Genomic DNA, 9,902 nt, shown 5'->3' with positions numbered 1-9,902 from the left:
CGCCCGGAATTGCACCTTGGGGTTGTGCTTCGAAAGCACTTTGGTGATCGCCGCCGTCAGCGTCGTCTTCCCGTGATCGATGTGCCCGATCGTCCCAATATTTAAGTGCGGTTTGCTCCGCTCAAATTTTTCCTTCGCCATCGTTTCCTACCCTCAGTCGAATTCTTTGCTGCCTAGTGCGCCGGTCGTGATGGAGCGGGGGACGGGATTCGAACCCGCGACCATCTGCTTGGAAGGCAGAGACTCTACCCCTGAGTTACCCCCGCCACCTGACTGCAATCCTGGAGCCTGGGACCGGGATTGAACCGGTGACCTCGTCCTTACCAAGGACGCGCTCTACCAACTGAGCTACCCAGGCGTCCACCCGTTCGCTGGCTTTGCGCTGCGCTGCCCCGCCAACGATTCCTTGGATTTCCATCCGCCAAATTTTTCGAGATCGAGCTGTTTCCCTGTCTTCCGCACTTCCGCGCTCCGGCGAGCATGTATGGTGGACGGGGGAGGATTCGAACCTCCGTAGCCCGCAAGGAGCGGCAGATTTACAGTCTGCTGGTTTTAGCCACTCACCCACCCGTCCCGCGAGAACTACGGCGCATGATCCGTTGGTCCCGACCGGAGAACTTCGCAACGCAGAAAGGGCTCGTGTCCAGAGACACCAGCCCGTTCGTTTGTAATACGAGGAATCCGCCGATTTCCAAAACCAAAATTCCGATCCCTCAAAACTCAGCTGGCGGAGGGATTTGAACCCCCGACCCTCTGATTACAAATCAGATGCTCTACCAACTGAGCTACGCCAGCAGAAGCAAACCTGTCGAAGGTATCACATGGGCAATATAATTGCAAGGCCCGGGAACACCCGCGCACGACGCTTGCCACTATGAATTTTATGTTCTTCTTACCATCCAACTTTACACCATTCTCCGGCAACTTTATACTGCAAAATTAATCCATACTCGTCCGCATGAAACGCGCCCTCACAATCATTTTGGTGCTTCTCGCCTTTGCTGTGGCAGGAATTGCTTATTTATACCTTCGCAGCGAAAGAAGAGAGCGCGCGCTGGCGCTCAGCGACGCTTCCCTAGCTGCTCCCAGTCCAACCGCCACGGGCAAGGCAGCCGCCGCCGTCCGTGTTTCCGTGGACTTGGTTCATCAATTACCGCCCGGCGCCACGGCCATCGTATTTGCGAATGTCGGCGCGCTGCGCGACTCTCCCCTTGCCAATGAACTTACTTCCCTCGCCCCATCGGCCGCACAGGATCCCGAGTACACGCAATTCGTCAAGGACACGGGCTTCGATTATTCGCGCGATCTCGATCGCGTGGCCGTGGCTTTGTGGCCCGCGAATTCCCCTACGAGCGTTGTCGCGGTGGCGCAGGGAAAATTCGATGAAAGGAAGATTGAGCGATACGCCCTAACTCATGGCCACGCGGTAAACCAGGGCGACTCGAAAATCCTCGAGGTTCGCGAGGAAGGCTCTTCCCGCACGGTGCGCTTTGTCTTTCTCGCACCGGACGAAATCGCTCTCGCCGACGGTCCGGAGATCTCGTACATGCTCGAGCCAAATGCAAATCGCCTGGATCCTGCCATGTCCCAGCGAATTGCCAAGACTGCCGCGGCGCCGATTTTTGCCGTGGCGCGAACGCAAGATCTCTCCCGACAGCTCGGCATTGACGCAACCCATGACGCGCAGCTCGCTGAGATTCTCCAAAGCATTCAAAATATTTCGATCGCAGGATTGCCCGCCGGCGCAAATTTGAAAATCGCCGCCGCGGCCGAATGCGATTCTACGGTTGATGCTCTCAAGCTCTCCACGACTTTGAATGGCCTGCTGCTGATGGGCCGCATGGCTCTGGCTGATTCGCGCACCCGGCAGGAGATCGGCCCGCAGTGGCCCGCGCTCGATGCGCTGCTCAAAGCCGCAGACATTTCCCACGATAGTCATCTCGTGCGCCTCCACATCCAAATCACGCCCGAAATGATGCACGCCGCGGCCGACTCCGCCTCCAAAGAAGTTAATTCAAGACTCAAATAGTAAGGAATCCCACCGTCAGAAACATCGCGAGGAATCTTCGAAGAGAAATTTCAAATGTCCGGCGCCGCTTGCTTCAGTCACCGCCGCCGGAAATCGCACCACCGTCATCGGCTTGATGCAGATAGCGCCACGGATTCACTGGCGCGTTGTTGATGCGCACCTCGAAATGCAGATGTGGTCCCGTGGCATGGCCGCTATCGCCTTCATACGCGATTACGTCGCCGCGCTTCACGCGCATTCCGACTTGCGCTACATACGCGGAAAGATGCGCGTACCATGTCGTGATTCCAAACCCGTGATCAACAATTACGACTCGGCCATACCCTTCCCGATCCCCTGTCCAAACCACCACGCCATCCGCCGCCGCCCGCACGTCATCGCCATAGTGCGACGCGATGTCCAAGCCCGTGTGAAATTCACCCTCGCCGTCGAACGGATCCAGCCGTTCGCCGAAGCGGCTCGTGATTCTGCCCATCACCGGCCACAGCGAAGGCACAAACGGCGCATTCAAAATGTTGTTTCCGGGAAGCAAACGAACGGTGCCCGTCGAGGCAAGCTCCACGGCGGCTGCATTCTGCTCGAGGAAATTGAACTGGTCGAGTGTCTGTTCGTATGCCGAATTCGATTGGCTTGAGCTGTCCTTCGACCCGAACGGCACCTCTGCGACCGGCGCCAAACCGTAGGCTACGGCAACCTGGCTCGCAAGGGATTGTAAGGAATTCAGTCTCTGGTTCGCGTCCTTCACCTGCGTCTGCAACTGATGATACTGAGCCTTCAGATTGTCCTGGTCGCGCTGCAGTGAGTTATATGCCGCCGCCTTCCAGAGCATCCGCGAATACGAAGCCGTAGCCACAAGCACTGTAATCCCGCCGACAACTGCAAGAATCCCCAGGAAGTGCAGAACATAGTGCGGTATCTGCAGACGCCGCATCTTTCCGGAGTCCGTGGAAGCAATAAAAAATGTGTAATGTTTCCTTCTCATGGCTTGAGTTTAAAAGTCCTGAGCTGCTCTCTGCGCTGGACTGGATGACCGCTGGCCCCTCATAACGGTCTGCGCATGCTCAAAAGCGTTTGAACCGCGAGACTTGGTTCGAAACCCGGCCCGACTATAATTGTGCTACCCCTCGAGAGTCAACCGAAAATTCTCTCTCTTTGAGACAGGCCGCTCGCTTTATCCACCGAATCACCTCTATAATCCGGTGGGCACAATCGTGCCACTGGATAGAATTATACAACGCGCCATGAGCCCCATTTCAACTGGCCTGAAGGACAGGGAAAACACGCTAATTAAAAGACTTACACGCGCGGTTCCTTCCATTTTGGAACGCCATGGACAGTCTGGCATCCCTTTGGGAATCGGCGATGACGCAGCGGTACTGCGCCCCTCAGGAAAGACCGATTGGGTCTTGAGCTGTGATTCATCCCTCGAGGGTATCCACTTCCTCGATAGCGTTCATCCACCTGAGTCGATCGGGTACAAGTCCCTTGCGCGCGCGGTGAGCGATCTCGCGGCCATGGGCGCGCGTCCGCGCTACTTCCTGCTTGCGCTCGCGCTCCCATCCCAAAAGACGCACGACTGGCTCGCCCGATTTGCCCGCGGAATGGCTCGCGCGGCTCGGGAATCGCGAATTCGTCTTGTTGGCGGCGACATTTCGAAAACGCAGCGCGTGGCAATCAGCATCACCGTGCTGGGAGAAATCGCGCACGGTAAGGCCGTCACTCGGGCTGGAGCACGTCCCGGCGATCTCCTCTACGTCAGTGGACGGCTCGGTGCCGCACAGTTGGGCCTCGAAATCGTCCTTCGCGGCTTGTCTCGCCGGCCTTCGCTGAAAAAGCATCTGCGTCCGCATTTCTACCCGCGCATTCCGCTGGACCTCGCCGAATCGTTGGCCCGTGACAGCATACCCAGCGCCATGATGGATATCTCTGACGGGCTTTCGACCGATCTGGCCCGTCTCTGTGCGGCAAGCGGAGTCGGCGCCCGGCTTTGGGCTCCGCAAATCCCCACTGTGAGAGTTCCCCAACTGTTGAAACGTACGAGCCTCACTCCGCTTGAGCTGGCGCTTCACGGCGGTGACGATTATGGCTTGCTCTTCACCGTCCCGCCGAAATCGCTTTCGCGCCTTCGCCGTCTTGCAGCTATGCAGCAAATCACCAAAATAGGCGAAGTCACTCGGGACACAAAACTGAGGCTCATTCGCGCTGACGGCACTCAATCGTTACTGGAACCAGGAGGCTGGCAGCCGTTCTGAAGCTTGCAGGCACGAAGCCAGCTTCGGTCAGGCCGCCGCTGCTGATTCGGATCCCGCCGACTTTGCTGGCGCGAGGGCAATCAGAATAACTCCGATGATAATCAAGGCGAGAACGCCCCACAGCTCACCATACTCAACAAAGCCTCGCAGCGCCTGTACTCCCATGACCGCGGCATGCACAAAGCTCGACCATGCCGTAAATGCAATCAAGCTGCGATTGGCTGATGGATTCCGAACCGCGAAAAGCAAGAAAACGCCAAGGGTCACATAAAGGCTGAGCATCATCGCCAGCGCTGCCTCGTGTTTGAACAACAAGAGCAGTGGGTAGACGCCTGCCACAAAGAGCAATCCAATCAGCACCAGGGCAATCTTCAGTGCACGCTCTCGCCCCATTTTACCTCCTCCGAAGACTTCGGCCAGCCCTCTGCATAACGGTCCTTGAAAGAGAATACGCACTTGACGACCAATTTGTTTAATGAACTGCTGGCGCCGTGTTGGGCTTGCTTGCCGCCTTCACCGGCTGATTGGGAGCCGATGTCGGCACCGGCTTCACAGGCGACTTACGAAAAATCAACGGTTCGCCGCGCCGTAAATGGAAGGCGCGCCCGGCGTGATCGGCGGCTTCCCTGTCGCGTCGGGTCCGCCAGGCTTCGGCTTAGGTGGTTGCGCAGGCTCTTTTGGAGCTTCGCCTTGTTCGCTCAAATCCGCGGGCGGTGCCGTATCCGGCACGTCCACTTCCTCATGCTGAGTCTTTGCGAGGTCTTCGAGCGACTCCACGTTGGCAAAATTTTCGACCGGCATTCCCTTGCTCGCCTGCTGCATGAACTCCAGCCAAATGGGCAGCGCCGCTCGTGCTCCGGTTTCCTTTGGGCCCAGCGAAGTTTTCGGATCGTCATATCCGACCCAAACGCCCGTAGTAATCTGCGGCGTGAATCCGATGTACCACGCGTCCGTGAAATCGTTCGTCGTGCCGGTCTTTCCGGCCGAAGGCCTGTCCAGCGCCTGCGCGCGCACGCCCGTCCCAAAGTGGACGACATCTTCGAGCATCGCCACCATCGTCCGCGCAACCGTCGGCGGAATCGCGTCGGTCACTTTCGGCCGTGCTTCTTCCAGAATCGCGCCGTCGTATGACGTCACCCGGCGAATCATATGCGGCTGGATGTGCACACCGTCGTCTGGAAACACCGAGAACCCCGAAGTGTGCTCGAGCAGCGTCAAATCCGCCGCGCCGAGCGCCAGCGGCAAATACGGCGGCAATGGACTCGTAAGGCCGCATCGCCGCGCCGTGTCGATCGCATTTTGAATTCCGACTTTGTCCAGGATTCTCACGGCGGGCACGTTGCGTGAGTCCGCCAGCGCGCGGCGCAGCGTGATGCGTCCTTCGAACGTGTCATCGTAGTTCCGTGGCGTGTAGATCTGGTCGCCGCTCGTGTAGGACACTGGCTCGTCCAAAACGACGTCAAACGGCGACATACCCTGCTCCAAGGCCGTCGCATAAACGTAAACTTTGAACGAGCTTCCCGTCTGCCGCATCGCCTGCGTGGCGCGATTGTATTTGGATAGCTCGAAGCTGTACCCGCCGACCATGGCCTTGATTTCGCCCGTGGCGTTGTCGATAGTGATTAGCGAAGCTTGCGCCGCGGGAATCTGTTCCAGTTCGACTTTTGCCGTCGCCCCGTTCAAGCTTTCGATGTGGAGATTGGCCAGATCGCCAACGTGCAGCAAATCGCGCGGCGATTTCGCTTCCGTCCATGCAAAGTCCGGAGCGGTAATTACCGCGCGATAGTCTCCAATTTTCGCCACTGCCGCGTTCGCGTCCACTGCGGTGATCAATCCCGTGACGTAATCTCCTGCTTGAATCGGTTCGCGCCATCCCGGCGATTCATAGCTGCGCAGCGTGCCAAGATGCTGCTGAAAAATATTCGGCAGGTTGCCGCGCCAGCCGTGACGCCGGTCATACGCATGCAGCCCGTCGCGCACAGCCTGCACCGCATCCCGTTGCATTTTCGCGTTCAGTGTCGTATAGACGCGCAGGCCTTCCTGATGCACGGCTTCCGAACCGAATTCCTGCTCAAGCTTCTGCCGAATTTCTTCGACGAAATACGGTGCCAGATTGTTGTTCTGCGAATACGTCAATTGCAGGCCCAGCGGCGCCTGTTGCGCTTCCTTGGCCTGCGCGCGAGTGATCTTGTCGTTCGCAGCCATTAAATCCAGCACCAGATTGCGCCGCGCCAGCGCGCGATCAGGATGCAGGACCGGTGAATAAAATGGCCCGCGAATAATCGCGGCCAGCGTCGCCGCCTCGGGCAGCGTTAATTGCCCCACGGGCTTATCGAAATAAAATTCCGAGGCTGCCTCGAACCCATAATTTCCCGCTCCGAGGTAAATCTGGTTGCAGTACATCGTAAAAATCTGCTGTTTCGTGTAATGGCGCTCGATCTGAATCGCCAGCATCGTCTCTTCGACCTTGCGGCTGAATTTTTTTTCGGGCGAGAGAAACAGCACGCGCGCGAGTTGCATCGTCAGCGTGCTCGCGCCTTCGGCTCTTCTTCCCGTAATCAGATTTTTCCATGCGGCTTCCGCCACGCGCGGAAAATCCACGCCCCAGTGCTGCATGAAGTGCCGGTCTTCGGTGGAAATGATTGCGTCGCGAAGAATCTGAGGAATCTGGTCGTAGGTCAGCAGGATGCGCCGCTGTAGCGCAAAGCTTCCAATCGGCGTGCCATCGTCGGCGTAAAGTTCCGTGACGACGTCGGGATGATAATTTTCCAGCTCCTGAATTTGCGGCAGATCGCTGCTGTAAGCGAACAGAAGCCCCGTGGCCGCGCCGAACGCAATCGAGCAGAGAACCAGAATGATCAGCGCGATGCGGCTAAATGCCTTTCCTCCTTCGAGGAGGATTCTTCCCTGTGGCGGATCGCCCATTTCATTTTCATTGTAGCGCATCCGCACAGCGCGGCGCGGGTCCCGCGCGGCACCGTTCTCAATCGTTAAGCTCAGCGACCTCTGCGCCGGAGTACGATTTCGCTCATCCCATGCTCATTTCGGTGGCTCCGTCTAAATTTTCTGTCGACCAATTCACTTTCCGCTTGTGATCACCGCATCCGCTTCGATTTCCACCAGCATGTCTGGCGAAACGAGTCCCGAGACTTCCACCATCGCGCATGCCGGCCGGATTTTCCCAAATACTTCTCCGTGCGCGCGGCCGATCTTCTCCCACTCCTGGATATTCCTGACGAAAATTCGCGTGCGTACGACATGCTCCATCTTTGCGCCTGCTTTTTCGAGCGCCGATTGGATGTTCTTCAGAGTCTGCACCGTCTGCGCGTACGCATCGCCCTTGCCCACAATTTCGCCCTTCGCATTCGTCGCCGTCGTTCCCGACACCCATATCTGCGCGCCCACCTTCACCGCGCGCGAATATCCCACAATCGGCTCCCACGGCGCCCCGCTCGAAATATTCTTCCGTTTCACTTGTTTCTCCCTTTCTCCCACCCTTGATTCAGCAATTTTTCTGCAAGAACTCGTCGCTCAGCTCCGCTGGACTTCGCATCGCAAAGTCCGTAACCTTATCTGTAGCACTCATAGCTCAAATCGAGGTCGCTGCTTCAACATGCTTTGCAAAAACATTCTCGAAGCCATCGGCAATACGCCGCTCATTCGCCTTCATCGCCTGACCAAGGATATCCACGCCGAAGTCTACGTGAAAGCCGATTATCTCAATCCCGGCGGCTCGGTGAAAGACCGCATCGGCGTCTGGATGATTGACGAAGCCGAACGCAAAGGCCTGCTCAAACCCGGCGGGACGATCATCGAAGGCACTTCAGGCAACACCGGCATGGGTCTCGCGCTCGTCGCCGCCGTGCGCGGCTATAAAGTCGTTTTCACCATCACGGACAAGCAGTCGCGCGAAAAAATCGATCTGCTCAAGGCCTTCGGCGCTGAAGTCATCGTCTGCCCCACGGCCGTCGAGCCTGAAGATCCGCGCAGCTACTATTCCGTCGCCAAGAAACTCGCGCGCGAAATCCCGAATTCGTTTTATCCCAATCAATACGAAAATCCCATGAACCCCGAAGCCCATTACAACACCACCGGCCCGGAGATCTGGAAGGACACCGACGGCAAAATCACGCACTTTGTCTGCGGCATGGGCACCGGCGGAACAATCAGCGGCGTCGGGCGCTTCCTCAAGGAAAAAAATCCCGCCGTGAAAATCATCGGCGTCGATCCCATCGGCTCGCTCTACTACGAATTTTTCAAGACCGGCAAAGTCGGCAAGGCGCAAACCTACGTCGTCGAAGGCATCGGCGAAGATATTTTCCCGTCCACGATGAATTTCAAAGTTCTCGACGACATTCTGCAAGTCACCGACGAAGAATCCTTCGTCTGGGCGCGCCGCCTCGCCAAATCCGAAGGCATTTTCACCGGCGGTTCTGGCGGCAGTTGCATCTCCGGCGCTTTGCGCCTCGCGCGCGAATGCAAAAAGGGCGATGTCGTCGTCGCGTTCCTTCCCGATACCGGCATGCGCTATCTCAGCAAGGTTTTTAACGACAGTTGGATGCGCGAGCACGGCTACGTCGAATCAGAAGTCCCGCTCTGCGCCGCCGACGTCGTCCGCTTCAAGCATCAAAACGGCAAGCATCGCGAACTCATCGTCGCGCGCCCCTATCAGACCGTTTTCCACGCCCTGCACACCATGCAGCAGCAGGACATTTCGCAGCTTCCTGTCTTCGAAGAGGAAAATCCCATCGGCACGATTTACGAAGATCAAATTCTCAATCTCGCGCTGCAGGGCAAAGATCTGCGCAAGCTCGTCATCCGCGAAGTGATGGGCGAAGCGCTTCCGCGCGTTCCGAGCGACGCTCCCGTCGAGCGCGTGACGCATCTGCTCAGCCATTCCGGCCCGGCCGTTTTCGTCGAGATGTCCAACGGCAAATTCGAAATCCTCACCAAATTTGATTTGATGGACACTATCGCAGGCCTCATGGAACAGAAACGTTGATGGTAACAATGGCATCCAAAAAGATTAGGTCTCGACTATTGCAAGCGATGCGCCGCAGGCAGTTTGTTCGATTCCACCGACGATTCGAGAAATCGCCTATCTGCGGTTATGTCCTTGATGTCGGTCCTCGCTTTTTTCTTCTTGCACCTGTAAGCGACCGATGCTGGTTTGATGGATTTGAGTGCTTTCGCACTAGCGATGTAAAAGACTTGAAGCGAGATCCGTACGCCGCATTCGTAGAGGCCGCACTGAAGAAACGGGGCGAACGGAAGCCTAAGAAGCCACATGTAAACCTTGCGAGCATCGACAAGTTGATCTTGTCGGCCAGTCTGGTCTATCCATTGGTGACGATCCATCGCGAGCAAGTTGACCCCGATGTTTGTTGGATCGGCCGCGTAAGCGACATGAAACACGGTTACGTCACGCTGCGAGAAATCAGTCCGGGAGCAAGATGGGAATCCGGAACGACGAAGTATCGACTGAGTGAAATTACACACGTAAACTTTGGCGCAGACTACGAAGACGCCTTGTATCTAGTGGGCGGAGAGCCACCTTCATCTTAGCTATGCCTGCGGTCAGGCCCTAGAGAACGCCGGTCTCATGGAACAAAAGCGCTGAG

9 protein-coding genes and 4 tRNA genes are annotated in these 9,902 nt (G+C 57.1%); 4 read left to right on the top strand and 9 right to left on the bottom strand.

Features of this window, described 5'->3' with window-relative positions; all coding sequences use genetic code 11:
* The 5 genes from VGR81_14770 to VGR81_14750 form a co-directional block, all read right to left on the bottom strand.
* The coding region (locus VGR81_14770) for a GTP-binding protein (protein HEV2290199.1) at positions 1 to 141 on the bottom strand (141 nt) is incomplete at its 3' end.
* A 50-nt stretch (positions 142 to 191) separates the two neighbouring features.
* Positions 192 to 266 (bottom strand) — tRNA-Gly (locus VGR81_14765).
* Positions 267 to 282: 16 nt separating this feature from the next.
* Positions 283 to 358, bottom strand: a tRNA-Thr gene (locus VGR81_14760).
* 127 nt (positions 359 to 485) lie between these two features.
* A tRNA-Tyr gene (locus VGR81_14755) sits at positions 486 to 574 on the bottom strand.
* 148 nt (positions 575 to 722) lie between these two features.
* Positions 723 to 795 (bottom strand) — tRNA-Thr (locus tag VGR81_14750).
* Positions 796 to 958: 163 nt separating this feature from the next.
* On the opposite strand from VGR81_14750, the gene VGR81_14745 reads away from it, so the two are divergent.
* Positions 959 to 2,029, top strand: coding sequence for a hypothetical protein (locus tag VGR81_14745; GenBank protein HEV2290198.1), 1,071 nt, complete (start codon positions 959 to 961; stop codon positions 2,027 to 2,029).
* 73 nt (positions 2,030 to 2,102) lie between these two features.
* Here VGR81_14745 and VGR81_14740 read toward each other — a convergent pair whose 3' ends face one another.
* A complete protein-coding gene (locus VGR81_14740; GenBank protein ID HEV2290197.1) occupies positions 2,103 to 3,011 on the bottom strand; it encodes a M23 family metallopeptidase in 909 nt (302 codons plus the stop codon).
* A 259-nt stretch (positions 3,012 to 3,270) separates the two neighbouring features.
* Between VGR81_14740 and thiL the strand changes: the two genes are divergently transcribed.
* Positions 3,271 to 4,281: a thiamine-phosphate kinase gene (gene thiL / locus VGR81_14735; protein ID HEV2290196.1), complete on the top strand. Its 1,011-nt coding sequence runs from the start codon at positions 3,271 to 3,273 to the stop codon at positions 4,279 to 4,281.
* 27 nt (positions 4,282 to 4,308) lie between these two features.
* On the opposite strand, the gene VGR81_14730 is transcribed toward thiL, so the two are convergent.
* The 3 genes from VGR81_14730 to VGR81_14720 all read right to left on the bottom strand — a co-directional run bounded on the left by VGR81_14730 (position 4,309) and on the right by VGR81_14720 (position 7,755).
* Complete coding sequence (locus VGR81_14730; protein HEV2290195.1) at positions 4,309 to 4,674, bottom strand: DUF6632 domain-containing protein; 366 nt, start codon at positions 4,672 to 4,674, stop codon at positions 4,309 to 4,311.
* A gap of 177 nt (positions 4,675 to 4,851) precedes the next feature.
* Positions 4,852 to 7,206 carry a PBP1A family penicillin-binding protein gene (locus VGR81_14725; protein ID HEV2290194.1) on the bottom strand — a complete coding sequence of 785 codons (2,355 nt, stop codon included), beginning with the start codon at positions 7,204 to 7,206 and terminating at the stop codon, positions 4,852 to 4,854.
* A gap of 153 nt (positions 7,207 to 7,359) precedes the next feature.
* Complete coding sequence (locus VGR81_14720) at positions 7,360 to 7,755, bottom strand: RidA family protein (protein ID HEV2290193.1); 396 nt, start codon at positions 7,753 to 7,755, stop codon at positions 7,360 to 7,362.
* 139 nt (positions 7,756 to 7,894) lie between these two features.
* On the opposite strand from VGR81_14720, the gene VGR81_14715 reads away from it, so the two are divergent.
* Positions 7,895 to 9,283: a pyridoxal-phosphate dependent enzyme gene (locus tag VGR81_14715; protein ID HEV2290192.1), complete on the top strand. Its 1,389-nt coding sequence runs from the start codon at positions 7,895 to 7,897 to the stop codon at positions 9,281 to 9,283.
* A gap of 209 nt (positions 9,284 to 9,492) precedes the next feature.
* Entirely contained in the window at positions 9,493 to 9,846 is a 354-nt protein-coding gene (locus tag VGR81_14710; GenBank protein ID HEV2290191.1) for a hypothetical protein, read from the top strand.
* The last annotated feature ends 56 nt before the right edge of the window (positions 9,847 to 9,902 follow it).

The organism is Candidatus Acidiferrales bacterium, from assembly GCA_035934015.1.
GTDB lineage: Bacteria > Acidobacteriota > Terriglobia > Acidiferrales > UBA7541 > DAHUXN01.
This window is presented reverse-complemented; position numbering and strand designations above follow the sequence as displayed.

Excerpts from the sequence above, each read along its gene's own strand:
- thiL (HEV2290196.1), top strand. The coding sequence starts at position 3,271 with ATGAGCCCCATTTCAACTGGCCTGAAGGACAGGGAAAACACGCTAATT.
- VGR81_14725 (HEV2290194.1), bottom strand. The coding sequence starts at position 7,206 with ATGGGCGATCCGCCACAGGGAAGAATCCTCCTCGAAGGAGGAAAGGCA.
- VGR81_14745 (HEV2290198.1), top strand. The coding sequence starts at position 959 with ATGAAACGCGCCCTCACAATCATTTTGGTGCTTCTCGCCTTTGCTGTG.
- VGR81_14715 (HEV2290192.1), top strand. The coding sequence starts at position 7,895 with ATGCTTTGCAAAAACATTCTCGAAGCCATCGGCAATACGCCGCTCATT.
- VGR81_14740 (HEV2290197.1), bottom strand. The coding sequence starts at position 3,011 with ATGAGAAGGAAACATTACACATTTTTTATTGCTTCCACGGACTCCGGA.
- VGR81_14730 (HEV2290195.1), bottom strand. The coding sequence starts at position 4,674 with ATGGGGCGAGAGCGTGCACTGAAGATTGCCCTGGTGCTGATTGGATTG.